This window comes from Pelagibacterium nitratireducens (assembly GCF_037044555.1).
GTDB classification, from domain to species: domain Bacteria; phylum Pseudomonadota; class Alphaproteobacteria; order Rhizobiales; family Devosiaceae; genus Pelagibacterium; species Pelagibacterium nitratireducens.
Genome location: NZ_CP146275.1, coordinates 662,501 through 688,636 on the forward strand (window position 1 = coordinate 662,501; position 26,136 = coordinate 688,636).

26 protein-coding genes, 1 tRNA gene and 2 rRNA genes (1 of these 29 running past the window's edge) are annotated in these 26,136 nt (G+C 61.5%); 12 read left to right on the forward strand and 17 right to left on the reverse strand.

The features are described from left to right. The 5 genes from V6617_RS03445 to V6617_RS03465 all read left to right on the forward strand — a co-directional run. Positions 1–924: ribosomal RNA gene (locus V6617_RS03445) — 23S ribosomal RNA — on the forward strand (it extends 1,806 nt beyond the left edge of the window). Between the two features lie 77 nt (positions 925–1,001). Beyond that, positions 1,002–1,117 (forward strand): 5S ribosomal RNA (gene rrf / locus V6617_RS03450). 242 nt (positions 1,118–1,359) lie between these two features. Then, entirely contained in the window at positions 1,360–1,980 is a 621-nt protein-coding gene (locus V6617_RS03455; protein ID WP_338609110.1) for a flavin reductase family protein, read from the forward strand. A 204-nt stretch (positions 1,981–2,184) separates the two neighbouring features. Beyond that, on the forward strand, positions 2,185–2,988 hold the full coding sequence (locus tag V6617_RS03460) for an alpha/beta hydrolase (RefSeq protein ID WP_338609112.1): 804 nt from the start codon (positions 2,185–2,187) through the stop codon (positions 2,986–2,988). A 67-nt stretch (positions 2,989–3,055) separates the two neighbouring features. Then, a complete protein-coding gene (locus V6617_RS03465) occupies positions 3,056–3,946 on the forward strand; it encodes an alpha/beta hydrolase (protein WP_338609114.1) in 891 nt (296 codons plus the stop codon). On the opposite strand, the gene V6617_RS03470 is transcribed toward V6617_RS03465, so the two are convergent. The 14 genes from V6617_RS03470 to V6617_RS03535 form a co-directional block, all read right to left on the reverse strand. Further along, positions 3,943–5,109 carry a pyridoxal phosphate-dependent aminotransferase gene (locus V6617_RS03470; protein WP_338609116.1) on the reverse strand — a complete coding sequence of 389 codons (1,167 nt, stop codon included), beginning with the start codon at positions 5,107–5,109 and terminating at the stop codon, positions 3,943–3,945. The genes V6617_RS03465 and V6617_RS03470 overlap by 4 nt on opposite strands. 13 nt (positions 5,110–5,122) lie before the next feature. Beyond that, positions 5,123–5,923, reverse strand: a complete 801-nt coding sequence (locus V6617_RS03475) for an ABC transporter permease subunit (protein ID WP_338609118.1) — start codon at positions 5,921–5,923, stop codon at positions 5,123–5,125. After that, entirely contained in the window at positions 5,920–6,867 is a 948-nt protein-coding gene (locus tag V6617_RS03480) for an ABC transporter permease subunit (protein WP_422394820.1), read from the reverse strand. Before V6617_RS03480 ends, V6617_RS03475 begins: the two co-directional genes overlap by 4 nt. Before the next feature lie 2 nt (positions 6,868–6,869). Beyond that, positions 6,870–8,012 carry an ABC transporter ATP-binding protein gene (locus V6617_RS03485; protein WP_338609120.1) on the reverse strand — a complete coding sequence of 381 codons (1,143 nt, stop codon included), beginning with the start codon at positions 8,010–8,012 and terminating at the stop codon, positions 6,870–6,872. Positions 8,013–8,089: 77 nt separating this feature from the next. After that, positions 8,090–9,181, reverse strand: coding sequence for a polyamine ABC transporter substrate-binding protein (locus tag V6617_RS03490; protein ID WP_338609122.1), 1,092 nt, complete (start codon positions 9,179–9,181; stop codon positions 8,090–8,092). A 408-nt stretch (positions 9,182–9,589) separates the two neighbouring features. Further along, positions 9,590–10,075: a bacterioferritin gene (bfr, locus tag V6617_RS03495; protein WP_338609123.1), complete on the reverse strand. Its 486-nt coding sequence runs from the start codon at positions 10,073–10,075 to the stop codon at positions 9,590–9,592. Between the two features lie 384 nt (positions 10,076–10,459). Further along, a complete protein-coding gene (locus V6617_RS03500; RefSeq protein WP_338609124.1) occupies positions 10,460–10,672 on the reverse strand; it encodes a DUF3329 domain-containing protein in 213 nt (70 codons plus the stop codon). 29 nt (positions 10,673–10,701) lie between these two features. Further along, positions 10,702–11,181 (reverse strand): lysozyme inhibitor LprI family protein, encoded by a 480-nt coding sequence (locus tag V6617_RS03505; protein ID WP_338609125.1) that lies wholly within the window; start codon positions 11,179–11,181, stop codon positions 10,702–10,704. Positions 11,182–11,225: 44 nt separating this feature from the next. Then, entirely contained in the window at positions 11,226–11,900 is a 675-nt protein-coding gene (locus tag V6617_RS03510; protein ID WP_338610620.1) for a DUF599 domain-containing protein, read from the reverse strand. A 417-nt stretch (positions 11,901–12,317) separates the two neighbouring features. Further along, positions 12,318–13,040, reverse strand: coding sequence for a hypothetical protein (locus V6617_RS03515; protein ID WP_338609127.1), 723 nt, complete (start codon positions 13,038–13,040; stop codon positions 12,318–12,320). Next, positions 13,037–13,732, reverse strand: coding sequence for a hypothetical protein (locus tag V6617_RS03520; RefSeq protein WP_338609128.1), 696 nt, complete (start codon positions 13,730–13,732; stop codon positions 13,037–13,039). Before V6617_RS03520 ends, V6617_RS03515 begins: the two co-directional genes overlap by 4 nt. Next, a complete protein-coding gene (locus V6617_RS03525) occupies positions 13,729–14,580 on the reverse strand; it encodes an ABC transporter ATP-binding protein (RefSeq protein WP_338609129.1) in 852 nt (283 codons plus the stop codon). The genes V6617_RS03520 and V6617_RS03525 overlap by 4 nt, the downstream gene beginning before the upstream one ends. Further along, complete coding sequence (locus V6617_RS03530) at positions 14,577–15,185, reverse strand: TetR/AcrR family transcriptional regulator (protein ID WP_338609130.1); 609 nt, start codon at positions 15,183–15,185, stop codon at positions 14,577–14,579. The genes V6617_RS03525 and V6617_RS03530 overlap by 4 nt, the downstream gene beginning before the upstream one ends. A gap of 89 nt (positions 15,186–15,274) precedes the next feature. Then, a complete protein-coding gene (locus V6617_RS03535; RefSeq protein ID WP_338609131.1) occupies positions 15,275–16,312 on the reverse strand; it encodes an aldo/keto reductase in 1,038 nt (345 codons plus the stop codon). Between the two features lie 236 nt (positions 16,313–16,548). On the opposite strand from V6617_RS03535, the gene V6617_RS03540 reads away from it, so the two are divergent. The 5 genes from V6617_RS03540 to V6617_RS03560 all read left to right on the forward strand — a co-directional run bounded on the left by V6617_RS03540 (position 16,549) and on the right by V6617_RS03560 (position 20,263). Continuing rightward, positions 16,549–16,625: transfer RNA gene (locus V6617_RS03540), tRNA-Met, on the forward strand. A gap of 123 nt (positions 16,626–16,748) precedes the next feature. Then, a complete protein-coding gene (locus V6617_RS03545; protein ID WP_338609132.1) occupies positions 16,749–17,282 on the forward strand; it encodes a DUF4260 domain-containing protein in 534 nt (177 codons plus the stop codon). 221 nt (positions 17,283–17,503) lie between these two features. Next, positions 17,504–18,334: an alpha/beta hydrolase gene (locus V6617_RS03550; RefSeq protein WP_338609134.1), complete on the forward strand. Its 831-nt coding sequence runs from the start codon at positions 17,504–17,506 to the stop codon at positions 18,332–18,334. Positions 18,335–18,533: 199 nt separating this feature from the next. Continuing rightward, positions 18,534–19,562 carry a homoserine dehydrogenase gene (locus tag V6617_RS03555; RefSeq protein WP_338610621.1) on the forward strand — a complete coding sequence of 343 codons (1,029 nt, stop codon included), beginning with the start codon at positions 18,534–18,536 and terminating at the stop codon, positions 19,560–19,562. Beyond that, the gene (locus V6617_RS03560; RefSeq protein ID WP_338609135.1) at positions 19,559–20,263 is read left to right on the forward strand and encodes a glutamine amidotransferase; all 705 of its coding nucleotides are present in this window, start codon (positions 19,559–19,561) and stop codon (positions 20,261–20,263) included. Before V6617_RS03555 ends, V6617_RS03560 begins: the two co-directional genes overlap by 4 nt. Before the next feature lie 43 nt (positions 20,264–20,306). On the opposite strand, the gene V6617_RS03565 is transcribed toward V6617_RS03560, so the two are convergent. Both V6617_RS03565 and V6617_RS03570 read right to left on the reverse strand, forming a co-directional pair. Beyond that, positions 20,307–21,218 carry an AraC family transcriptional regulator gene (locus tag V6617_RS03565; RefSeq protein WP_338609136.1) on the reverse strand — a complete coding sequence of 304 codons (912 nt, stop codon included), beginning with the start codon at positions 21,216–21,218 and terminating at the stop codon, positions 20,307–20,309. After that, positions 21,215–22,153, reverse strand: a complete 939-nt coding sequence (locus tag V6617_RS03570) for an AraC family transcriptional regulator (protein ID WP_338609137.1) — start codon at positions 22,151–22,153, stop codon at positions 21,215–21,217. The genes V6617_RS03565 and V6617_RS03570 overlap by 4 nt, the downstream gene beginning before the upstream one ends. A 211-nt stretch (positions 22,154–22,364) precedes the next feature. Between V6617_RS03570 and V6617_RS03575 the strand changes: the two genes are divergently transcribed. Next, positions 22,365–22,976: a TetR-like C-terminal domain-containing protein gene (locus V6617_RS03575; RefSeq protein WP_338609139.1), complete on the forward strand. Its 612-nt coding sequence runs from the start codon at positions 22,365–22,367 to the stop codon at positions 22,974–22,976. 205 nt (positions 22,977–23,181) lie between these two features. After that, entirely contained in the window at positions 23,182–24,645 is a 1,464-nt protein-coding gene (locus V6617_RS03580; protein ID WP_338609140.1) for a catalase, read from the forward strand. Between the two features lie 106 nt (positions 24,646–24,751). Here the strand turns inward: V6617_RS03580 and V6617_RS03585 are convergent, their stop codons facing one another. Then, positions 24,752–26,134, reverse strand: a complete 1,383-nt coding sequence (locus V6617_RS03585; RefSeq protein ID WP_338609141.1) for an aldehyde dehydrogenase family protein — start codon at positions 26,132–26,134, stop codon at positions 24,752–24,754. Positions 26,135–26,136: the final 2 nt, after the last annotated feature.

Here is a 26,136-nt window from a genome sequence, read left to right on the forward strand (position 1 = left end):
TGCACGAATGGCGTAACGACTTCCCCACTGTCTCCAGCATCGACTCAGCGAAATTGAATTCCCCGTGAAGATGCGGGGTTCCTGCGGTCAGACGGAAAGACCCCGTGCACCTTTACTATAGCTTCACGCTGGCATTCGTGTCGGCATGTGCAGAATAGGTGGTAGGCTTTGAAGTGGGAACGCCAGTTCTCATGGAGCCGCAATGTGAGATACCACCCTTATCGTCATGGATGTCTAACCGCGGTATAACAGTACCCGGGACAGCGTGTGGTGGGTAGTTTGACTGGGGCGGTCGCCTCCCAAAGAGTAACGGAGGCGCGCGATGGTGGGCTCAGACCGGTCGGAAATCGGTCGTTGAGTGCAATGGCATAAGCCTGCCTGACTGCGAGACTGACAAGTCGAGCAGAGACGAAAGTCGGTCATAGTGATCCGGTGGTCCCGCGTGGAAGGGCCATCGCTCAACGGATAAAAGGTACGCCGGGGATAACAGGCTGATGATGCCCAAGAGTCCTTATCGACGGCATCGTTTGGCACCTCGATGTCGGCTCATCACATCCTGGGGCTGGAGCAGGTCCCAAGGGTACGGCTGTTCGCCGTTTAAAGTGGTACGTGAGCTGGGTTTAGAACGTCGTGAGACAGTTCGGTCCCTATCTGCCGTGGGTGTTGGAATATTGAGAGGAGCTGTCCCTAGTACGAGAGGACCGGGATGGACGAACCTCTGGTGGACCTGTTGTGGCGCCAGCCGCAGTGCAGGGTAGCTAAGTTCGGACGGGATAACTGCTGAAAGCATCTAAGCAGGAAGCCTCCCTCAAAACCAGTATTCCCTATCAGAGCCGTGGAAGACCACCACGTTGATAGGCTGGGTGTGGAAGCGCAGCAATGTGTGAAGCTTACCAGTACTAATAGCTCGATCGGCTTGATCGTTCTCATTTACCTATAACCGCAACACCCAAACGTGTTGCAGATCAATAAAGACCAGTTTCCCCAGCGAGTTTTATCGATCTGGTGGCTATGGCGAAGTGCCCAGAACCCGATCCCATTCCGAACTCGACCGTTAAACACTTCAGCGCCAATGGTACTGTGTCTTAAGGCACGGGAGAGTAGGTCGCCGCCAGATCTATAAAACCCGCTGGAAAACCCTTCTCAATACACAATCACAAAAAGCCCCCGGTCACCCCGGGGGCTTTTTGCGTTCCAATAAGACCACCCAGTCCCAAACAAACCGAGCAAGCCATCAACGCCCCGTTTCATTTGCGTGCATCGCGCACCGCAGCGCGAGGCGGTACGATAGTGAGGTTGGCAATGGCGGAAAACCGGCTTATTGCGGGCCTACGAATGAGACCACCCAGAGGACATACAATGGCCCGCTACCATTCCTACGACCCCGCCGAGGGCCATGGACTGCCCCATGATCCGATCAAGGCCATCATCGCTCCACGGCCGATCGGCTGGGTATCCTCGCTCGACAAGAATGGGCACCCCAACCTCGCGCCCTACAGCTTTTTCAACATCTTCTGTTCGGCGCCGCCCATCCTTATCTTCGGCAGCGAAGGGCGAAAGGATTCGATCAACAACATCGAGGCCACCGGGGAATTCGTCTACAATCTGGCGAGCCGGAGGCAGGCCGAGGCGATGAATATCAGTTCGGGGTCGTTTGCTCCCGGCGTCGATGAGTTCAACGAGGCCGGACTTGAAAAGCTTGCGTCCGAGACCGTCGGGTCGCCACGGGTTGGTGGAGCGCCGGCGAGTTTTGAATGCAAGCTGCTCGAGGTCAAGGCGCTGGTCGATCTGGATGGAAACCGTCTGGAGCGCGAACTTGTGATCGGGCAGGTGGTGCGGGTTCATATCGATGCAGACTACCTCACCGATGGCCTGTTCGACATTGAAAAGGCAGGGACAATCGCCCGGTGCGGCTATCGTGGCGACTATGTGGAGGTCACATCGGTCTTTGAGATGCTGCGACCGGTAGTCGGACGGTAAGGCTTCCTTAAGCGCTGTGGCCGCACCTGCCCTTATCCTGTCCAAAATTGGTCGCGATCGTGCGGCAGGACAGGCACTCGATACAGTTTTCTTCAAATCATCACGGCTGCAATGAAAGTTTCACGTCGCCATTTTATGGGCACCGCTGGTGCGTTTGCGCTCGCCGGAGGCCTGTTCCCAAGCGCAGCGCAGGCCGTATCTCTCATGGATCCGTTCAACCTGCCTACGGCGGTCGATGGCGGGGTGATGAAAATGGGGGATGGTATAGCCTATGCCGGCGGCCCGCGTGGCAAGCTCGATGTGTATGTGCAGCAGAACCCCAAGGGCAACGCACCGGTCGTGATGTTCATCTATGGCGGCGGCTGGAGCCGGGGAGAGCGTTGGGAATATGATTTCGTGGGTCGCGCGTTTGCGTCGCGGGGCTTTGTTACGGTCATTGCCGATTATCGGCTGGTTCCCGAAGTCACCTATCCTGCCTTTCTCTACGATATTGCGGTCGCGGCCAAATGGGTGGAAGACAATATCGCGACCTTCGGGGGTAATCCCGACAAGCTGTTTTTGGCCGGACATTCGGCGGGAGCCTATAACGCGGTGATGCTGGGGCTCGATCCGACCTTCCTGCGCGAGGCGGGATCGACCCTCAAGGTGCGCGGCATCGCCGGTCTTGCCGGCCCCTACGATTTCTATCCATTCGAATTCAACGAGGTGCGAGAAGCGTTCGGCTATGCGCCCAACCCCGAGGGCACTCAGCCGGTTCGGCTTGTAACTCCAGCAGCACCGCCGATGTTTCTGGCGGCGGGAAATCTCGATCTGATCGTCAAGACCGACAACACGACGGCTCTTGCTGCAAAGCTGCGCGAAAACAACGTGCCGGTCGATGAGCGCTATTATGACGGGATCGGGCATATGGAGATCGTTACCGCTCTGGGGGCGATGCTGCGCTGGCGCGCGCCGGTGCTCGACGATGTCGTCAACTTCTTCTCCAGCCTCGGGGCGCTCGACGCTTAAGGCGGTCAAACCGGCTTGGGGACCAGACTGAATGAAACCATGTGGCCCGTTCAAACGTAACAAGGGCATGGATTTCAAAACGCGTGCCCTTGTCTGGGCGGGAGCACTGATGATGGGGGCGATTTCGGGGCTTTTCGGATTTGCCAATGCGTTTTCGCCCGTCGGTGTCTTCAACGCGCTGGTTCCCAAGGATGGCGGTGTTACAATCGAGCGCAACATACCGTTCGGTGTTCACCCGCGGCAAAAGCTCGATATCTATCGGCCCACCAATGACGCGACCGGACTTCCGGTCATCTATTTCAGCTATGGCGGCGGCTGGGAATCCGGCGACAAGGAAGAGTACAGCTTTGTCGGCCGGGCGCTGGCGGCCCGTGGCTATGTGACGGTCATCGCCGACTATCGGCTGGTGCCCGACGTTGTGTATCCCGACTTTGTCGCCGACAACGGGTTGGCCGTTCAATGGGTCACCGACACGATCGGGAGCTATGGTGGCGATCCGGGCCGAATGGTTCTCATGGGGCATTCGGCGGGCGCTTATAATGTCACGATGCTGGCGCTCGATCCCAAGTTCGGGGTCGATCTGTCAAATGTCAGGGCCATAGTGGGGCTGTCCGGGCCGTACGATTTTTATCCCTTCGACGTGTCGCAATCGCAGAACGCGTTCGGCGATTTTCCACAGCCCGAGCAAACCCAGCCGGTCAACCTTGTGTCGCGAGATCTGCCGCCGGTTTTTCTGGGGCACGGGGACAAGGACGAGACGGTTTTTCTGCGCAATTCGGTGACACTGGCCGAAGAGATGACCGAGTCCGGTATCGATGTGTCACTCCAAATCTATGAGGGCGCCAATCACGCCGATACGCTGGTCTCAATGGCGATGCCACTGCGCTGGCGATATCGGGTGCTTGATGATGTGCTGGCGTTTCTCGACGCCAACGCCGTCTCGGGCCCGATTTCCTAGCGTTTGAGGAAGCGCTCCAGGCGCTCAAGTCCCACAGCGATCTTGTCGGGCCCGGCGGCAAAGCACCAGCGCAGCCAGCCCTCCCCCTCCGGCCCGAAGGCGCTGCCGGGCGCCAGACCCAGGCCATAATCGGCGACGAGGGTTTTGGCCGTCGCCATGTCGTCGGGTTCGCCGTCGATGCGGAAAAAGGCGTACATGGCGCCATCCGCCTCGGGGATTTCGATGCGGCCCATATGCGAAAGGCCATCGAGCAAGGCGCTGCGCGATGCGGCCAGGCCGGACCTGAGCGCGGCGACCGTTTGTTCTCCTCTCGGGTCGGTCAGCGCGGCAAGGCCGCCCCTCTGGATGAAGGATGGGGCACAGGAGGTATTGTATTCAATGACTTTGGGGACGTCGGACATCATAGCCTGGGGCAAGGTCAGCCAGCCCAATCGCCAGCCGGTCATGCGCCAGGACTTGGAAAAGGAATTGACGCGGACGATGCGGTCGTCGGGCTCGGCGTGCCGGAGCATAGACGGCGCTGCGTCGCTGCCGTCAAATATCAGCCGTTCGTAAACCTCGTCGGTGAGGACCCAGATCCCGTGCTTGCGGCAATGCTCGAGGATGGTTTTCTGCGCCTCCCGATCAAGGGTGAACCCGGTTGGATTGTTGGGCGCATTGATGATCACCATCCGTGTTTGGGGGGTGAGCGTATCGAGCAGGCGCTCGATATCCAGAGACCATTTTCCATCTGCAACGCTCAAGGGAAAGCGGACGATTTCGGCACCCAGAAGCCGTGGGGCTTCGGCGATATTGGGCCAGATGGGAGTGATGACAACGACCCTGTCCCCGGGCGAGACGATGAGCTGGTTTGCGATCATCAGGGCCGACACGCCCGAACCGGTAATGGCGATCTGTTCGGGGCTGGAAGGTATGGCTTGCAGCCTGCTTTCATAGCCGGCAACGGCCTCGCGCAGTTCTGGAAGGCCAAGATTGTGAACATAGAAGGTCTCGCCATCGGCCAGCGCCTTCTGTGCCGCCTCGCGGATGAAGGGCGGCGTGACCTCGTCGCCTTCGCCGAACCAGAAGGGTGCGATGTCGGTCCGGCCCATGCCGGCGTTGGCGATATCGCGGATACGCGAGGATGAGAGGGCCGAAACCTGCGGTCGGGCAGTGGCGGACATGGTGGTCTTTCGCTCAGGTGTTGGTTTGACGGCGGGCACCGATGATGGTGGCGGCGACGACGCCGATGGCAACGATTGCAATGATGATGGTGGCCAGTGCGTTGACGTCAGGAGAGACGCCGAGGCGGATTTTCGAGAAAATCACCATGGGCAGGGTGGATGACCCGGGCCCTGAAACGAAACTGGCGATTACCAGATCGTCGAGCGATAGCGTGAAGGCCAGGAGCCACCCCGAAATCAGCGCGGGCGCGATGATGGGCAGGGTGATGTCAAAGAAAACCCGTAAGGGTGTGGCGCCCAGATCCATTGCCGCTTCGTCGAGCGAGCGGTCCATGTCCACGAGGCGTGAGCGCACGACCACGGTGACATAGGCCATGCAGAATGTTGAGTGGGCAATGGTGATTGTCGTAAAGCCCCTTCCGCCCGGCCAGCCAATCAGGGCTTCCATGGAAACGAACAACAGCAGGGCCGAAAGCCCGGTTATGACTTCAGGCATGACAAGGGGCGCTGAGACCATGCCGGTGAGCGCCGTCTTGCCGCGGAACTTGCCGAGCCGGGTGAGGGCGATGCCGGCCAGCGTGCCGAGCACCGTGGCGATGGTGGCGCTGACGGCAGCGATCTGCAGGCTCAAGAGCCCGGCCGCGACAACCTGGGAATCGCCAAACAGCGAGGCGTACCAGCGCAGGGAAAATCCCGTCCATACCGTCACCAGCCGGCTTTCGTTGAACGAGAAGACAACCAGCGAAACGATGGGCGCGTAGAGGAACACAAAGCCGATAACCGCCATAATCGTGGTGAAATATCCGCGCTTCATGCGTCCTTCTCCACCACGGCATTTTGAGCACGGCTCAAGAGCATGATCGGGACCACGAGGATGACCAGCATGACGATGGCGACGGCCGAGGCCACGGGCCAGTCGCGATTGGCGAAAAACTCGTCCCAAAGCACACGGCCGATCATCAGCGTATCGGCGCCGCCCAAGAGCGAGGGAATGACGAATTCGCCGATGGCAGGAATAAAGACCAGCATGGAACCGGCAATCACGCCGGGCATGGAAAGTGGAAGCGTGACCGTCAAAAACGTCATAAAGGGCCGCGCGCCCAGATCGGCCGAGGCTTCGATCAGGCTCTGATCGAGTTTGACCAGAGCCGTATAGATCGGGAGGATCATGAAGGGCAGGTAGGTATAGACGATGCCCACAAAGACAGCGCCTTCGGTCTGGAGCATGGTGATCGGTTCATCGATGATGCCGAGCCCGACCAGCGCGTTGTTGATGATGCCGTTGCGGCCCAGAAATCCCATCCACGCATAGACCCGCAAGAGGAACGACGTCCAGAAGGGCAGGATGACCAGCATGAGCAGCAGGTTGCGGTATTTGTCGTCGGAGCGTGCAATGAACCATGCCATGGGGTAGGCAAGGACCAGCGAAATGGCTGTCGAGATTGCGGCGATGCGCACCGAGTTGATGTAGGCGTTGGCGTAGAGCGCGTCCTGGAGAATGAACAGAAAGTTCGAAAAATGCAGGGTGATCGAAAGCGACCCGTCGGCGCCCCAGATGAACATCGGCAGATAGGGCGGCTGGCCCAGTGCAAAAGCGCTGAGCGCGATCTTGAAGACCACCAGGAGCGGAATGAGGAAGAATACCGCCAGCCACAGCGTCGGCGCGATAATCACTGCGGAGCGTCCGGAAATGCCCAGCCGGTACAGGCCGTTGGCAATGAAGGTCCACGCCCTGCGCCGGGGCTGCATTTCCCCCATGCTCACGAAGTCAGCACCGCGCCGGCATCAGCCTCCCAGGAGACGAATACCTTTTCGTCCCAGCTGATGGATTCGGGGGCGTAGCGGGAAGAATTGGTCTGAGAGACGTGGATGCGCTTGCCACTGTCGAGAACGATGCGGAAAACGCTCATATCGCCGAGATAGGCAACGTCTTCGACTAGCCCGTGGGTGATGTTTGCACCGCCTTCGGGGCGTTCACGCGAGAGCACCATCTTTTCAGGGCGGATGGCGTACCACAGGGTCTGCTCGGGAGCGCAATCGACGCCGTGCGACACATAAATATCGCAGCCGGCCTCGGCCGAGGAATCGATGCGGATATGGTCGTCCTCATCTTCGGTGACCACGCCTTCGAACATGTTGACCGAGCCCACAAACCCCGCGACGAAGCGGGTGTTGGGAAACTCATAGATTTCCTGAGGTTCGCCGATCTGGGCGATCTTGCCATCGTTCATGACACCGATGCGGGTCGAGAGCGTCATGGCCTCTTCCTGGTCGTGGGTGACCACAATAAACGTCACGCCGAGGCTTTCCTGGATCTTGACCAGTTCATACTGGGTCTCCTCGCGCAGCTTCTTGTCGAGCGCGCCGAGGGGTTCATCGAGCAGGAGCAGTTTGGGGCGCTTGGCCAGCGAGCGGGCCAGGGCGACGCGCTGACGCTGGCCGCCCGAGAGCTGGTGGGGCTTGCGTTTGGCGAAAGGCTCGAGCCGGGTGAGCTTCAAGAGCTCGGCCACGCGGTCGGAGATGTCGGAGCGTCCCATGCCCTGGCGCTTGAGGCCGTAGGCTATGTTGTTTTCGACGCTCATATGCGGAAAGAGCGCATAGGACTGGAACATCATGTTGATGGGGCGGTGATAGGGGGGCACGTTGGCCATGTCCTGACCATCGATCTCAATGGTGCCCGTGGTGATCGATTCAAAGCCGGCCAGCATGCGCAGAAGCGTCGATTTTCCCGATCCCGATCCGCCGAGCAGGCAGAACAGCTCGCCCTTGTAGATGTCGAGGGAGACGTCCTCGACGGCATAGACGTCGCCGAAGGTCTTGGTGACGTTGCGGATGCGCACAAACGGCTTGGCGCCCGCATCGCGCCAGGGGCGCGCATCAGCGGCGATTTGAGGCTTTTTCAAAAGAGGATTTCCCCATCCCCGAACAAGAAGAATTGGCAGGGCACCATAATGCGCCCTGCCATGCAAGATATCGTCGCTCAGACGCCGGTCTTGATGCGGGTCCAGGCGCGGGTCAGAAGCCGATCATATGAGGGCGAGCGGGCCTTGAGCGGGAAGAGATTGGCCATCACCTCTTCGGTCGGATAGATCGCCGGGTCATTGAGGACTTCCGGATCGACGAGTTCATCGGCCGCTGCGTTGGGATTGGCGTACCAGACGTAGTTGGTGATGTCGGCGGCGATCTGTGGCTCGAGGATGAAATTTATGAAGGCGTGAGCCGATTCGGGGTTCGGCGCATCGGCGGGAATGGCCATCATGTCGAACCAGATCGAGGCACCTTCCTCGGGAATGACGTAAGCGATTTCAACGCCTTGGTCGGCCTCGGCGGCGCGATCTGCGGCGATGAAGATGTCACCGGAATAGCCCACTGCCAGACAGATTTCGCCATTGGCGAGATCGGAGATGTACTGGGAGGAGTGGAAGGAGCGGATATGGGGGCGGATCGAGCCGATCAGCTGCTCGGCCGCTTCAAGGTCTTGGGGGTCTTCGGAGTTGGGATCGAGGCCGAGATAGTTGAGTGCGGCAGCGACCATTTCGACCGGTGCGTCGAGGACCGAGATGCCGCAATCGGCCAGCTGGGCGGCGATTTCGGGGTCAAAGAGCAGGTCCCAGCTTTGAAGCGGGCCGTCTTCGCCCAGACGCTCGGTGATGGCGCCGATGTTGTAGCCGATGCCGGTGGTGCCCCACATGTAGGGGACCGAATACTGGCTGCCGGGATCGTGCGCCTCGACGATTTCCATGATGGCGGGGTCGAGGTTTTCGATGTTGGGGATCATGGACTTGTCGAGCGGCTGGAACAGGCCGATGGGGATCTGGCGCTCGAGGAAAAAGCCCGAGGGAACAACGACATCGTAGCCCGATGAGCCAGCCAGAAGCCGGGCTTCGACGATTTCGTTGGAGTCGAAGACGTCGTAATTGGTGGCGATGGAGGTCTCGGTGGTGAACTTTTCGAGGGTGTCCTCGGCGATGTAGTCGGACCAGTTGTAGATGTTGACCGTCTGGTCCTGCGCAATGGCGGCGGTGGCCAGCAGGGAAGCGGTAAGGCTAAGGAAAATCAATGGCTTGTGCATGGTGACGGAGGTCCCTTTCGAAAAGAAAAAGAGATGGTGACAATGTCGTGCGACTGCTCCGGAGTTCGCTCTTGGCGGCGTCAACCACACGGCACTCCCTTCGCCGCTTCACCAATCGGATACGAGGATCAAACCCCGCGCGCGGACCCGACCGCTAGGCATAAAAAGGTCGATTTCCGCATTACAGGCAAGCGCGATCCCTGAAAAGCGAAATTGTGGGCAATGGACGTCTCAGGCACCGAAATCTTTCCATGCATGCATCGTGGGGTCAACAATTGGCGCAAAAGCTATGGACTTGAGCGTTCGGAGCCACAAGATTGCGAAACATTGACACCTTAATGACGGTGCATGAAAAAGCCCCCGCACCGGAAGCGATGCGGGGGCATAAAATGCCAATCGATTTGTCGCCTATTCGGCTTCGTTGGCTGGTTTGGCGTTGAGCTGGCCGTATTTTTCCACGCCGATCTTGTCGAGCAGATCGAGCTCGGTTTCCAAAAAGTCGGTATGGCCTTCCTCGTCGGTCAGCAGGTCTTCGAACAGGCGCTGGGTGACGTAGTCGCCGAGGTCGTTACACAGCTTGCGGCTCTCGCGATAGGAGGCGATGGCGTCAAGTTCGCCGGCCAGATCGGCCTCGAGCACTTCCTTGATGTTCTGGCCGATGCGCAAGGGCGCGACGCGCTGGAGGTTGGGATGACCCTCAAGGAAGATGATGCGGTCGATAAGCTTGTCGGCGTGGTGCATCTCCTCGATGGATTCGGCCCGCTCCTTTTCGGCCAGGCGCTTGAAGCCCCAGTCGCTGAGCAGACGGTAGTGAACCCAATACTGGTTGATGGCTCCCAGTTCGAGAAAGAGCGCTTCGTTAAGCCGCTCGATGATCTTTGCGTCGCCTTTCACTTTCACCTCCTTGGCGCGTGGATTTGCGCAGGGTTTTCATTTTCGACCTGACGTCTACCAGATTGGCGGCGTTCCCGGCCAGTTTGAGGTGATAAGTTTCGGTGACCTTCCCGATAATGTCCACAATGTTCGGCACGCAGCCGCAACATTGTCCGCGCTTGCCCAACTCGCGATAGATGTGAGCGGGCACCACGAGCTGCCAGGGGTCCTCGTCGAGAATGTCGACGACGATGTTTTCGATGTCGGTTGTCGATATCAGATTGCACTGGCAAACAAGCATGGCGAACGTATTGTGAGGTGAACACTCAGGTTTGACCCCCCATACATACGGCCTTAAAGGTGATTGTCAACGTCAGCTTTGGTCGCAGGGGTGAAAAATACCGTTCACTCCTGCGTGTCGTCGGGTGCCTTGGGGCGGTCCTTGTTCCAGGCGATGAAGAAAATATAGACCGCGTATGCGCCCAGCCCGCCAAACATCAGCGCCCAGCCGAAATTGCCGTGATAGATGTCGACCGCGGCAATGGTGGCCGGGATGGCGACCATGAGCACGCGGCGCCACATGGGGCGAAACCAGGGATGGTCGGCGTCATTGTTCATAAGGGCCTCCAGATGGGCGTTCCTGCGCCTTAACCTTCAGGGTTGAGATAGCGCCAAAGCGTCTCGGCGCGCCGGGCGGTTTCATCGAGCATGCAGCTTGCGTGCGCAATGGAGCGCATGGAGCCGTTGCCCCAGAAATCATACTCAAATCCGCAGCTCTGGTCACGATAGGCGATCCAGGTGCGTTGAGCCTGTTGAAGCGTGGTGAACAGGTCTGCGTCGAGGGTTTCCCCGAGCTTGGTGTAGCTGGTGTTGAGCCGGCTGTCCCACCAATCGGTTTCGCGTGCCGTGCATTGGACCATGCCGATGGTCGAATAGCCGCCCTCCTCGGTGTCCATGCACACATTCGATGCGGCGCCGATGCAATCGGTCTGTTTGCTCGAAGGATCGGAGAGGTCCGCCAGACATGCCGTCATCAGGTCGGCATCCGCAGTGGTGAAAGTGGTCGAGTCCTGAGCGGTGGCGGGCAGGGCGACGAGCATAAAAACGGCAATGGTCAGTGCCTTCATGGGATTGTCCTGTCAGTTCGTTGTCAGCAGATGTGGTGGGGACCCTAGTGCGGTGTTATGCGGGCGACCAGCCAGCGGGCGTTGGAAAAATATTCGCGGTGGAGCAGCAGCCCGACTGTGCCGATGGTGACGATGATGGCGAGCCAGCTCGAAACGAACCAGGCGACCATCGGAATGGCGAAATAATAGGACCGGATGCCGGAATTGAAACGCTGGGCGGCCATGGCGTTGATGCGGGCGACGGTTCTGATTTCCTCGGCCGGAGCGGGCTTTGTGTGATCGAACGCGCCGATCAGGATGCAGAAATGGTTGAACTGGCGCAGCGACAGGGTGAAGGCGAGAAACGCGTAAACGAACAGGAACAGCAAGACCACATTGTGCATCTGCAGGTCCAGCTCGGTATAGGCCGGGCCCAAGGTTATCGATGACAGCGCGGGCAGAAAGTCCTGCAACTGGCCGATGACGGTAAAGAGCGCCAGGATCAGGAGCGCGGTGGTCGAGGCAAAAAACGAGACCGAACTCATGATGTTGCCCGACAGGATGGCATCGAGCGGGGAATCGCGGCGGGCGGCCTGGGTGACCCAGTTGAAGCGCTGCTCGTTCATCAACGCCGACAGCGACGGGCGGCTTTGGTCCAGTAGGCGCGACGCAAAACCGTAGAAATAGAGCGCCAGAAGCGGAAGCATGGACGCGAAAAGCGCAAAGCCGTTTATCTGCACCAAATCATCACTCCCGTTGTCTTTTGGGCTGACGATAGCGTCTGTGTCGCGCTGTGGCGACAGCAAATCATCGCAAGGTTGGGTCAGGGGTTGATCCGGTGACATCGCCCCAGGAGGGGATGGTGCAAATTCCGGTGCGGTGTGACCGCGAGGTCCGTGGGCAACCATTTCCGCGGTGCCAGTTGCGAGGCAGCGGATCCCCGGGTCAAGCTCGAGGATGACGATGGGGGTGGGGTTTGCGGCGGGGATGGAGCCGAGAGGGGGCAAGCCTCATATGACAGTGGAGTGAAGACCGAGCCCGACCACCATCGCTGTCCCGGACGCGATCCGGGACCCAACAGCCTTGCCGGTGCTCCGGTGCCGGTGGCAAGGCACATGGACCCCGGCTTTCGCCAGGGCAGCGCAGGGAGATTTTGGTCAGTCGGTGCGGTGGCGCAGGCGGGCGAGCAGGAGGATGACGAACAGCGCGGCGGTGGCAAGGGCAAGGAGCGTTGCGGGCAGCGGTGAGAGGGTGGCAGGGGATAGCCCGGCCATTTCCCCGATCCAGAAGGCGGGCACGATGGCGGCGAGGTAGCGCCAGGGTGGGGCTATCAGCGCAGCCAGGGGGGCGAGCAGGGCCAGATTGATCAGCTTGGTCAGGGCGAGCCCTTCGACCCTGTTGGCGGAAAAGGCGAGAAGGAAAAGGGCGGTGAGAACGGCGTGGCTGGCGGTTATTATCGCCATCAAGAAAGCCGTCGTCCAAGGCAGGTCGGGCAACACGAAAAACCCGATGCCGGCGGACACGATCAGCGTGAGGATGATCGTTACGACAAGGCGGTAGGCGATGAAGCCGTTGCGACCGACAGGGGTGGTTTCGAGCGCCATCAGAACCGCCTCGTCGCGATCTTCAAGCAGCATGAAGCCGGTGACCCAGCCGAGCATGGCACCGGGCATGAGAACGGCCAGGGCGCCAAGCATGCGGGCCACGCCCGTTATGCCGAAGGTTTCGTGCGCCGCCGTCTCGGCCAGCGGACCGAAAATCACGATCAGGGGGACGGGCAGCAGGCTCATGACGATGCCGATCATGAGCATGGGATCACGCGAGACGTTGAGCGCGTCGGCGCGCAGCAGACCGGCGATGGTGCCAGGGAAGAGGTTCATTTGCGGCCCAGCTCGGATTGAAGCACCTGGTGGGCGTAAAAAAGGGCGGCGGTGGCTGCGAGCAGGGCCGAGGCGTACATGGCGACAAGGTCAAGGCGGGTGGCACTGCCATAACCAAGGGCGGTCAGGGTCAGCCGGAACTGGGCCACCGGAGGGAAGGCGAGCAGGGGCGCGGGCAGAGGATCGACAAGCGCCAGCCCCGCGGGAACGAGCACCGGGCCCAAAAACAGTGCCGAGCCCAAAAGGTAGGCGTTGACGGTTTTGAATCGCAGGGCAATGGGCACCCCGATGCCGATGTAAAACAGTGAGGTGAGGACGACGGCAACCAGAAGCTGCGGCCAGTTCACGGCTCCCGATTTTGCCACCCCCAGAACGATGACGGCAGCAAGCGCCAGAGCGGTGAGCGTTATGGTTTTGGCCAGCAGATAGGTGTGGGCCGAAACCGGGGAGATCGACAGAGCGGCACGAACCCCCTCGCCCTTTTCGAGCAGCATGAGGCCGCCGAGAAAGAAAAAGCCCAGAGCCGAAGGATCGGAAAAGATCACGAGCGCTACCGCCCAGTCGGGCAAATGAGGACCGGCGAAAACGAGAAACGCGCCATAGAGCGCGATGACCGTGCCGTAGGCGGCGTGAATGCCGTAGCGGTATTGCAGCCGCAAATCATGGGCCACAAGGGTGGGGATCCCGTTCATTGTCTGCCACCGGCGACGGCGACGAAAATATCGTCGAGGCTGGCTTCGCGCGTGTGCAGCGAAACGATGTCGCCGGTCTGCAAAAGGGCCTGGAAGGCGGAATCGGTTGCCAGCCCGTCCATGGCAAAGGTCTCGGTGACCAGGGTGCCGTTGCGGCGGGCGGTGGCCACCAGTTCGGGCTTTCCAAAGCGCACCATGAGATCGGCGGGGGTGCCTTCGAGCGCTATGGCTCCATCGACCAGAAAGCCCACGCAATCGCAGATCTGTGCGGCCTCGCTCATATTGTGGGTGGTGAGAAACACCGTCTTGCCGCGGGCGCGCAGGTCCGAAATCAGCTGGCGGGTGACGCGGGCGCGGGCCGGGTCCTGCCCGGTGGTCGGCTCGTCCAGAAACAGCAATTGAGGGTCGTTGAGCAGGGCGCGGGCGAGATTGAGCCGCATCTTCATGCCCTTGGAAAAGCCCTCGACGCGCTGGTCGGCGGCATCGCGCAGATCGACCATATCGAGCACCGCCTCGGGCGCGAGCGGGGCATCGGCATAGAGGGCTGCGAAAAGGGCAAGGTTTTCGCGCGCGGTGAGCCGACCATAGAGCGCGGGCAATTCAAAGCTCACGCCTATGCGTTCGTAAAAGGCGCGGCCGGAGCGGGCGGGCGCTTCGCCGAACACGTTGGCGGTGCCGCCATAACCACGCAGCAATCCCATCAGGATTTTCTGGGTGGTGGATTTGCCGGCGCCCGAAGGGCCCAAAAGGCCATAGACCGAGGCGGGGGGAACTTCAAACGAGACCCCGTTCAGGGCCGGGGCCGAGGCGCCCTTATAGGTAAAGCTCAGGCCCGAGACCGAAATCATGGCGCGCTGGCGGTGAGTTTTTGCACGAAGATTTCGCGAAGGATTGTGCAGCTTGCCGCGAACTGGCCGGCGCTGAACAGGGACTTTTGCAGCACCAGGCTAACCAGAAGGGTGAGGATGGCGGCGATATCGTGCGGGTCGACGTCCCCGATCAGACCCTCGGATTTGAGCCCGGCGCAGAACGTTTCGATAAAGCGCAGGTCCTTTTCTTCCTCATGGGCCAGGCGCGCTGGGGGCGTTTTGCGCAGGAGTGCGGCAAAATCGTCGGGAACGGCGATGATGGCCACCAGGGGATCGGACATGAGCTTTTCGACGAGCTGATCGAAGAACCGCCCCGCCCGGTCGGCGACCGGACCGTCGCATTGGGAGAAAAAGGCAATGATTTCTGCCTTGTGCATCTGGTCGCGCTGGTCGGCGATGGCCAGAAACAGCGCTTCCTTGTGCTCGAAGAATTTATAGAAAGTGCCTTTGGCAACGCCCACGTCCTTGCACACATCTTCGACCCGCATGCCGCGCAGACCGTATTGGGTGAAATGGGCAAGACCGGACGCGAGAAGCTGGGTGCGGATCAGCTCATTGTCGGCGGCTGTGAAATGGCGGGGCATGGTGAGTCGCTATGACGAATTGCGTCATTTGGTCATAACATGAAAACCCACAAGCGGCAAGCCGGGAGCGGCCGGCCGCCCGGGGTGCGTCAGGCGACGGTGCGCGGGTACAGGCGGTGAAGGTCTTCGATGGCCGCAATGATCTGGGGTGAGAGCACCAGATCGTGGGCGGCGATGTTGGATTTCAGCTGGTCCATGGAGGTGGCGCCGATGATGACCGAGCCCATGAAGGGGCGGGTGAGACACCAGGCGATCGCCATCTGGCAGACATCGAGGCCGTGCTGTTGGGCGAGCTCGATATAGGCCTTTGTGGCGGTTTCCGATTGCGGGTTGAGCCGCCACATGGTGCCCAGGGCGCCGCGCGTGCCGGCCGGCATCTGCCCGTCATTGTATTTGCCGCTGAGCAGGCCGCCCGCAAGCGGGGAATAGGCGAGCAGATCGACATCTTCAAAGGCACAGATTTCGGCCAGGTCGTGGTCGAAATGGCGGCGCACAAGATTGTATTCGTTCTGGATGGTGGCCATGCGCGGCAGGCCGTGGGTTTCGGCGAGCTTTATGTATTCGGACGTGCCCCAGCTGGTTTCGTTGGACAGGCCGATGGCGCGGATTTTTCCGGCCTTGACCTGGGCGCCCAGCGCTTCGAGGACTTCGAGCAGGTTGTCGCGGATGGCCTGACGGTCCTGGCCATAGGGATCAAAGGTCCAGGATTTGGAGAAATTGTAATGCTCCCTGTTGGGCCAGTGGAGCTGGTAGAGGTCGATGTAATCGGTCTTGAGGCGTTTGAGGTTGGCTTCGAGGGCGAGAACGATCTGTTTGCCGTCCATGGGGCGGCCATCGCGGATCCAGGCATTGCCCGGCCCGGCGATCTTGGAGGCGAGCACCCAATCGGCGCGGCGGCCGTTGGCGGCGAACCAGTTGCCGATGATGGTTTCGGTCGACCCTTGCGTTTCGGCGCGGCCGGGCGTGGAATAAAGCTCGGCGGTGTCGAGAAAATTGACGCCGTTGTCGAGCGCATAGTCCATCTGCGCGTGGCCCTCGGCCTCGGTGTTCTGTTCGCCCCAGGTCATCGAACCAAGGCAGATGCGGCTCACGGAAATGCCGGTGCGACCGAGCGTGCGCTGTTGCATGAGGGAAATCCAGGTGGTTGAAAACTGCAGAAAAAACGAAAGGGCAGAGCCTCTGACCCATGTGTAACCGGGGTGAATACAAAGCGCAATCTCGGGGACAGACGAACGCAGTTCGGCGCGTGTCAAAAAAATGTCGTGTTGGCGATCACAAGGGGTATGCAAACGCAATTTGCACCCCTATATAGGCGGCGTCCAAGCGGTTCGCCCGGCGCACCGCATTCGACGGACATCATTGGCGCGGGGTGGAGCAGCCCGGTAGCTCGTCAGGCTCATAACCTGAAGGTCGCAGGTTCAAATCCTGCCCCCGCAACCAATTTGACTTGCCATGACCCCGCCCGACCGGCGGGGTTTTGTCGTTTGGGGCAATGGAAAGGGATGCCGGCGAGATTGCCGAGCCTGCACCCCCGGCCTGCGGCCTTGATCCGGGCGCAGGTCCATGGCGGCCCTTGTCCACGAGCAAACAGCAAGCCGTGCACCTTTGCAGCAGTCTGCGCGCCGCGCGGAGCGGCTCGACGCGCTAGCGTGGGAAAAGGACAAGCATTTTCATGGATCCCCAATGAGCAACAACGCTGGACCTGAACACGGCGACCACGGCTATCCGACGGGCATGATGGTCTGGCTGTTGCGAGCGGAAGCGCTGGCGATCCTGGCGGCAAGTACCGCACTTTTCTTCCTGCTTGGCGGAGACCTCTTGATATTTGCCGTGCTGTTTTTTGCTCCCGACCTCGGTTTCCTCGGATATGGGGCTGGCAGGAAGGTGGGCGCGGTACTCTACAATACGGTCCACAGCTACGCGTTGCATTCGGTGCTGGCCGTCGCCGGCGTTCTGAGCGGCCACGAAATCTTATGGCAGGTGGCCCTTATATTTGTGGCTCATGCCGCCTTCGACCGGAGCCTTGGCTATGGGCTGAAATATGCCGCCGGTTTTCGCTACACCCATTTGGGGACGATCGGCGCAAGCGGGAACTGAACCCTGGATCGCGACCGCAAAGCCGGCTCCGCTTTGTTGGACACACCCCAGAGCCCGCAAGATCGGCACCTTGAGGGCAGCTTCCGCGCCGCAGCAGGTTCGCCGATCCGCTAGATTTTCTGACGTGAACGGCCGGCGCGTGTTCCGACCAGATGCGATCGCGGCTGCGCACATCCATGGATTTCAAGATCCGCTCAACCTGGCTTGCAAGGAGACATCCAATGGCAACCATCACAACATCTGACGGCACCACCCTGTTTTACAAGGACTGGGGGCCGAAAGACGCGCAGCCCGTCGTGTTCCATCATGGCTGGCCGCTCAGTGCCGACGACTGGGACAATCAAATGCTGTTCTTCCTGTCCGAAGGCTATCGCGTCATCGCCCATGACAGGCGCGGTCATGGCCGGTCCGACCAGACCGACACCGGCAACGACATGGATACCTACGCGGCAGACGTAGCCGAACTGGCCAAGGCGCTGGACCTGCGCGACGCCATCCATATCGGTCATTCGACCGGGGGCGGGGAAGTGACGCGCTATGCGGTGCGGGCCGAACGCGGCCGGGTGGCCAAGATCATCCTGATTGCCGCCATCCCGCCGGTGATGGTCAAGTCCGACACGAACCCCGACGGCGTGCCCATGGATGTCTTTAACGGGCTGCGCTCGGCCCTCGAGACAAACCGCGCACAGTTCTATCGCGATCTGCCGAGCGGACCCTTTTATGGCTTCAACCGGGAGGGCGCGACGGTCAGCCAGGGCCTGATCGACAATTGGTGGCGCCAGGGCATGAATGGCGGCGCAAAGGCGCACCATGACTGCATCGCGGTGTTTTCGGAAACCGATTTCACCGAAGACCTCAAGGCCCTCACCATTCCCGTGCTGATCATCCACGGCGAGGATGACCAGATCGTGCCGATCGAGAACGCAGCGCACAAGGCCATCAAGCTGGTCAACGACGGCACGCTCAAGACCTATCGGGGGCTTTCGCATGGCCTGTTCGCCACGCATCCCGAGGTGGTGAACCCCGACATGCTGGCCTTTATCCGCGCCTGAGACGGGCTGGCCGAGCCCGATCGGCGGCCGCGCCGTTCTTTGCGACCGCCGAGAGCCCGCTTCCGTGCCTGCCGCGCTTGCCGCCGGTAGTGCGAGGCTTGCATTGCGGTATAGTCTTGGCCTTCAAGGCAAATGTGTTCGGTGCACACGGAAGAATTGGCATGCGGTGCTCGATGCTGGGAGATAACGCGTGCAAACCATGAATGTCATCGGGGTCGCGATCGCCGGTCTGGGGGGCGTGGGGCAGGCTACGGCCAATTTGCTCCTGGCCCGCCGGCAGCGATACCGCGAGGTCCATGGCGTCGAAATCCGCCTTGTCGCGGTCTGCGGATCGCGATCGGGGCTGGCCGATCCGGACGGGCTCGAGCCGGAGCGCCTGGACAGGCTGGAGCCCGGTCTGACCGGTCCCGATTTCATCGCGGCGAGCGGCGCGGACATTGTCATCGAGGCGGGGCCGAGCGATTTCCGGACCGGTAGCCCCGGACTTGGGTATCTTGGTTCCTCGCTTGCCGCCGGGCGCGACACCATCGTTGTTTCGAAGGGTGCGCTGGTCCACAGCGGGCCCAAATTGCGGGCCCTGGCGCGTTCTTCGGGCGCGATGCTCAAACTCAGTGGCGCAGCGGCGGCGGCGCTGCCCACGATCGACCTTTTGGAGCACAGCCTGAAAGGGAGCGCGGTTCTTGAAATCGAGGGCATCGTGAACGCCACCACCAACTATCTGCTCGATGCGATGATGAACCTCAATCTCGGCCTGGAGGACGCGCTGGCCCGCGCCCGGGCCGGCGGGTTTGCCGAAGCCGACCCGCGCAATGACATCGAAGGTTGGGACACCGCCAGCAAACTCATCCTCATCGCAAATTTCGGTCTCGATGCCGACCTGACGATGGACGATCTGGTCGTCGAGGGCATCGGGTCGGTTGGGGCGAGCGATATCGAGACGTGGCGAAAGCAGGGTCTTGTTCCCAAGCTTGTCGGAAGGCTTACGCGCGCGGACGGCACGATGCGGGCGGGGGTCGGTATCGGGACATATCCGCTGAGCGATCCGCTCGCGCATGTGTCGGGAAAGAACAAGGCGATCCGGATCACCACCGACGCGATGGGCGAGACGATCGCCATCGGATCGGGAACCGAGCCTCTCGCCACCGCGGCCGCTGCGCTCAAGGATCTCGAACACATCCTGAGCGCAAGAAGGGCTCGGACCACCGGCACCTGGAGAGGCGCGTCATGACACCGAGGACAGTTCAGGCCATTCGCCATATAGGCTTTGAGGATCTGGGCAGCTTTGCGGACCCTTTGCGGGCGGCCGGCTACGACATCGAATACATCGATGTGGCCGAACGCGATCCGGCAGGGCTCGACCCTCTCGCGGCCGATCTCCTCGTGGTTCTGGGTGGTCCGATCGGCGTTTACGACCACGATGGCTATCCGGTCGTCACCGACGAGATCGACCTGTTGCGGGCGCGGCTGGCGGCCGACCTGCCGACGCTGGGTCTGTGTCTGGGCGCGCAGCTGATGGCGGCAGCTCTTGGTGCGCGTGTCTATCGCGGGCCCGTCAAGGAGATCGGCTGGTCGGCGCTCGATCTGTCGGACGCGGCAGCGACCGGTCCTCTTGCCGTGCTGCACGAGGTGCCCGTGCTTCACTGGCATGGCGACACGTTCGAGCTGCCCGACGGCGCTACCGTGCTTGCATCGACGCCGCTCTGCGCCAATCAGGCCTTTTCGCGCGGACCGAACGTGCTCGGTCTTCAGTTCCATCCCGAGGTCCAGGGCGCGCGGTTCGAGCATTGGCTCCTGGGTCATGCAAGCGAGCTGGCCACAGCAGGAATCGACCCGGGCCCGTTGCGCCGGGATGCGCAGCGATATGCCAGCAACCTGGAACAGGCCGGCGCTGCATTGCTGAGCGACTGGCTGTCGCGCCTGAGGCGTTGACCCGACCGGCAATCCCTGGCGCCGCATGGGGTGCCGCCGCCCGTTACCGGGAAGCGGCGAAACGCACCTGGTCGCGGACCGCCCGACGATACTCGGTCGGGCTCATGCGCTGGTGCTTTATGAAAACGCGGGCAAGCACCTGGTTGGATGAATATCCCACCTCCTGGGCGATCTCGGTGACCGAGAGATCCGTCGTCTCGAGCAGTTGGCAGGTTTTCTCCATCCGCAATTGGGTCAGATAGACCCGGGGCGGAACGCCGATGCTCTGTTTGAACATGCGCGCAAAATGGAATGGCGAGAGGCGTGCCTCGGCGGCCAGCTCGTCAAGGCTGATGTCCTGGGAAAGCCGCGCCCGCATCATTTCCAGACAACGCCTTTCCGCCCACGGGGCGAGGCCGCCCCTTGCCGGAGCGAACGGTGCCCCGCCCAACCGGCTCAGTTCGGCGAGGATCTCGCAGCCTGCGGCCCGCATCCAAAGACGCGATGGCGCACCTTCGTCTTTGCAGAGCCCCCACAGGTTACGCAGCGCTGACCGGATCGGCGACGAGTCGAACACTCGGCCATAGTTAAAGCAGGTGTCGAAGGAGAACCGGCCGTCGGTGGCCTCGTCAAGGACGCCCTGCCAGTGCGCCAAGGGAAACGTCAGGCTGCGAACCTGATGGCTTTCCTCCATGACCGCCGTGGTGGCAAAGTTCGGCGCAGCCAAATTGAGGAGGCCTTTTCTGCTGGTCACATCAAAGCGACCTCCTCCCAGATCTGACCTGACACGGCCATTGCCAAGTATGTCCTCATACAGAACGATATCGGGAAGGGCCGGGCGCGACATGTCCCCGGCGGGCTGGGCCACCTCAAGCATTTCAAGGACTCCGCCTGGGGATTTCAGCGTGCGTACGTAGGATGCATGCAGGCCTTTGCTTTGCAGCTGGGTGAAAGACGAATGGGCCGACACGGTCATTGTGGCGTCTCCGATGCTGCAATTGCCGTTCCCGGCGCCTGGCGCACCGGATCGCGGACCGCCCGACGGTAATCGGTCGGGCTCATGCGCTGGTGTTTCATGAAGACGCGGGCGAGCACCTGGTTGGATGAATACCCAACCTCCTGGGCGATCTCGGTGACCGGAAGATCCGTCGTCTCGAGGAGCTCGCAGGTCTTGTCCACTCTCAGCCGTGTCAGATAGACCCGGGGCGGCACACCCAGGCTCTGTTTGAACATTCGCGCGAAATGAAACGGGGATAGTCGCGCTTGCGCTGCGAGGTCATCGAGGCTGATGTCCTGGGAAAGCCGGGCGTGCATGAATTCGATGCATCGTTTCTGAGCCCAGGGGGCCAGGCCGCCGCGCGTCGAAGCGAGTGGCGTTCCGGCCATCTGGCAAAGTTCGGCCAGGATCTCGCAGCCCGCGGCCTGGGCCAGCAGGCGCGAGGGTGCACCTTCCTCGTCACAAAGGCGCCAAAGCTGGCGCTGCGCGGACCGGATTTTTGAGGAGGTGAACGTCCCACGGTGGAGGGCGCCGAACTCGAGACGGGATGGCTGGCCCGCACCGTCGTCCAGGAGCCGGCTCCAGTGGGCGATTGGAAACGCCATGGAGCGAATCCGGTGGTTGCTGTCGACGCTGATCGAATTGGCGAAGTTTGGCGCGGCCAGCAAAAAGTCGCCCGCCAGGGTCCTGGTGCTGAACCGCCCCGAGCCCAAATCGGCGTTCAAGCCGAAGCCGCCGATCAGATCATAATGGAGGACAAGCTCGGGCACGGCGGGGTCCGACATTTCGACCGCAGGCATGGCGGTCTCCATCAGATTGAGGAAGCCGCCGGGAGATTTGATCATGCGTATATAGGGCGCAAAGGGGCCCTCGCGGAACCACTGGACAAAGGAGGAATAGGCAGGCACGGTCATGCTATGTCTCCCATGCGTCTTGCAGGCTTCAGTCTGAGTCCGTCGCCGGTTGCGCTCCGCGCGGATCGATCGGCGGCCGCGCGGGTCGATACAACCGTTCCGCATCAGGACACTCGACACAGATCTGCAAATACCAGATGAACGTCGTTTCAACCCCTTTTCATGCACCGGTCGAAACGCTACCGTTCCATCCATAATGAAGAGATAATGGATGGAGCGCAAGTCTATCGACCAAATCAAGAGACGCAAGCCGAGCGGGGCGGCGGTCATCCGGCCCGAACTGACCAAGGCGCTGTTCAGGGCGTTGTTCGAGGAGTGGGCACAGTGCGGCTATGGGGCGGTGAGCCTGGAGCGCGTGGCGGCGCGCGCGGGTGCCGGCAAGGCGGCCATCTATCGGCGGTGGCCCTCAAAACTCGAGTTCGTGTGCGAAGCGATCCAACGCGTCGGCCTCACTCTGTCCGACTTTGACGATCACGGCTCGCTCGGTGCCGATATCAATGCCTATCTTCGGACAACACGGGCAGCGTTTCGTCATCCGCTGGCCCGCAAGATCATTCCAGACGTCGTTGCCGAGCGCATGAGAACGCCCGAAATTGCGGTGACGCTGAACAGTCTGGCGGCCGCACGTCGGGCGTTTGGAAGTCGAATGCTCGATCGCGCCATTGCCCGCAAGGAGCTGCAACCGGCGCTCGACAGAGAGCTTGCGCTCGATCTTCTCATATCGCCTCTGTACATGCGCATGATCGTTCATTCGAAAAACACGGCAATGGCCGAGATCGACAGGCAGGCAATCGCAATCGAGGCCGCAATCAAGGCCTGTTGAGCCGGCGGCCCCATCAAGCCAGTGCGGCCGAGCGGCCCATGGATCCGGCCGGTCTGGAACGAGCGGCCATCGATCTCCGATCTCTGAGCAAATCATCGCAAGAACGGCATCGTCGCCGCAGGGGCTGCGACGCCCTGTCGGCGCAGTTCGCTAGCCTGTCGGGCGAACGGACGGCACGCGGTGTGGACCAAGGGAAGGATTTGCGATGCCTGGGCACGATGAGCGGAACTCACGCCTTACGACAACGGCCGGCGCCCCGGTTGCCGACAACCAGGACAGTCTGACGGCCGGCGATCGGGGCCCGGTTCTCATGCAGGACTGGCAGTTGATCGAAAAACTGGCCCACCAGAACCGCGAGCGGATTCCCGAGCGGGTGGTCCACGCCAAGGGCTGGGGTGCGCATGGCGTTTTCACGGTGACGGGCGACATTTCGCACCTGACCTGCGCCAGGGTGCTGCAGCCGGGGACACAGACCCCCATGATCGCGCGGTTCTCGACGGTCGCCGGCGAGATGGGAGCGGCCGATCATGAGCGCGATGTCCGTGGCTTTGCGCTCAAGTTCTATACGGAAGAGGGGAACTGGGATCTGGTGGGCAACAACACGCCGGTGTTTTTCGTGCGTGATCCGCTCAAATTCCCCGACTTCATCCACACCCAGAAGCGCCACCCGCGCACCAATCTGCGCTCGGCGAGGGCAATGTGGGATTTCTGGTCGCTTTCGCCCGAAAGCCTGCATCAGGTAACGATCCTGTTTTCCGACCGCGGCCTGCCGGCCAGCCCGATGCACATGAATGGCTATGGCAGCCATACCTACAGCCTGTGGAACGACACGGGCGATCGGGTCTGGGTCAAATTTCACTTCAAGACCTGTCAGGGCCATCGCCACTACACCAACGCCGAGGCGGAGACGGTCGTGGGGAAAACCCGTGAGGGGTATCAGGAAGCGCTGTTCGGCGCGATCGAGGACGGCAACGCTCCGCGATGGATCGTGCAGGTCCAGATCATGACACAAGCGCAGGCGGACGCACTGGCCTTCAATCCGTTCGACGTGACAAAGGTCTGGCCCCATGCCGATTTTCCGCCGGTCGAGATCGGCATGCTCGAACTCAACCGCAATCCCGACAACTACTTTACCGAGATCGAGCAGCTGGCCTTCAGCCCTTCAAACGTCGTGCGCGGCATCGGCCACTCGCCCGACAGGATGCTCCAGGGCAGGATTTTCGCCTATGCGGACGCCCATCTCTACAGGCTGGGCACGCATTACGAGGCCCTGCCGGTCAACCGGCCCCGATGCCCCGTGCACCATTATCACAAGGACGGGGCGATGCGATTTTTCGAGAACGCGCCCAACTCCGACGCCTATTATGAGCCCAACAGCTTCGGCGGCCCGATCGAGGAGCGCTCGTTCGCCGAGCCGCCGCTCAGGATCGAAGGGCCGGCCACCCGGTTCGATCATCGGGCGGAGAACGACGATTTCAGCCAGCCCCGCGCGCTGTTTGTGCTGTTCGACGACGGCGAGAAGGTCAGGCTTTTCGCCAACATCGCCGCGGCGATGAGCGGCGTTCCCGATTTCATCATCGAACGCCAGATCGAGCTTTTCGCGCAGGTTCATCCCGATTTCGGCGCCGGCGTCTGTGCCGCTCTGGATGCGGTGGATCCCCAATTCTGACCACGTCCGGCGGGTCCACCCCGCCCGCCGGACCGTGCGCCGACGAGAGCGCAAAGCCCGCCCCGCGCTCTCGTCGGTCCCCAAGGGGACGGACAGGCTCTGGTGGTCAGCTTCTGCGCATCAGGATCATCTTTTCCTGGGTCATGTCGCGCATGGTGTAGGGAATGCCGCCGGTGCCGTATCCGGATTCCCTGCGACCGGCGAAAGGCATCCAGTCGGTGCGGAAGGCGGTGGGATCGTTGATCATCACCGCGGAGGCATCGAGACGGTCGGCAGCGCGCAGGGCAACATCGATGTCCTGTGCGAAAACGCTTGCCTGGAAGGCGGTCGGCAATGCGTTGGCCTGACCGATAGCCGCGTCAAGGTCAGTGTAGCGATAGACCGCGACCATCGGGCCGAACACCTCCAGCACCGACACCCTGGCGTCCGCGGCCGGATCGAGCAGGACCGTGGGCTCAAGGGTCGTCCCGGAGAGGCGCTTGCCGCCGGCGGCCAGCGTGGCCCCGCCCTCGAGCGCTTCAGCGATCCACCGTTCGACCCGGTCGGCTTCACGCGGCAGGATGAGCGGGCCGACTTCGGTATCGCCGAGGGCGGGGTCGGCGGTGCGCAGTTTTTCCACGCGGGCGACGAGCCTTTGGGTGAAATCATCGGCAATGTCGGCATGGACGAAGATGCGCTGCGTCGACACGCAGACCTGTCCGGCATGGTAGTAGCCGCCTTTGACGATGGGCTCGATCACCCTGCCGAGATCGGCGCTGCGGTCGACGATGGCGGGTGCGGCGCCGCCATGCTCGAGCGCCGAGCGCGTGCCGGGGGCAAGCTTGGAATGCAGCGACCAGCCGACCCGGGACGAGCCAATGAAGCTGAGGAAGGCGATGCGGCTGTCGGTGGCCAGACTTTCGGCCAGTGCGTTGTCTTGCGTGATGAAGGTCTGGCACCACGGCTCGGGCAGGCCCGCCTCGCGGACGAGCGCCACGAAGTCGATGCAGGAGAGCGGGGTCGTGGCGGCCGGCTTGACGATGACCGGGCAGCCCACCGCGATGGCCGGGGCGACCTGATGAACGATCAGGTTCAGGGGATGGTTGAAGGCGGAAATCGCCGCGACGATGCCGATGGGCTCCCTGGTGGTGAAGGCCCAGCGGTTCTCGGCGGCGGGCGAGAGTCCCATGGGGATCTCGCGGCCGGCGAAATTGCGCAGCTCGTCGGCAGCGTTGTGGACCCCATCGATGGCGCGGTTGGTCTCGATGATGGCATCGGGCAGCGGCTTGCCGCCTTCGCGGGCGATCTGCATGGCAAGATGATCGCGCCTGCCTTCCATCAGCGCGGCCAGCTTGCGCAGGATTGCGATGCGCCGGTGGGGCTTCAGCCAGCCGTCGCGATCGGCAAAGACCCTTCCCGCCGCCTGCAGTTTGCGCTCCAGCGCGGCGGCATCGTCGGTTTCGATTTCGGCGATCGGCGCGCGATCGAATGCCTGCACGACTGTCAGCATTG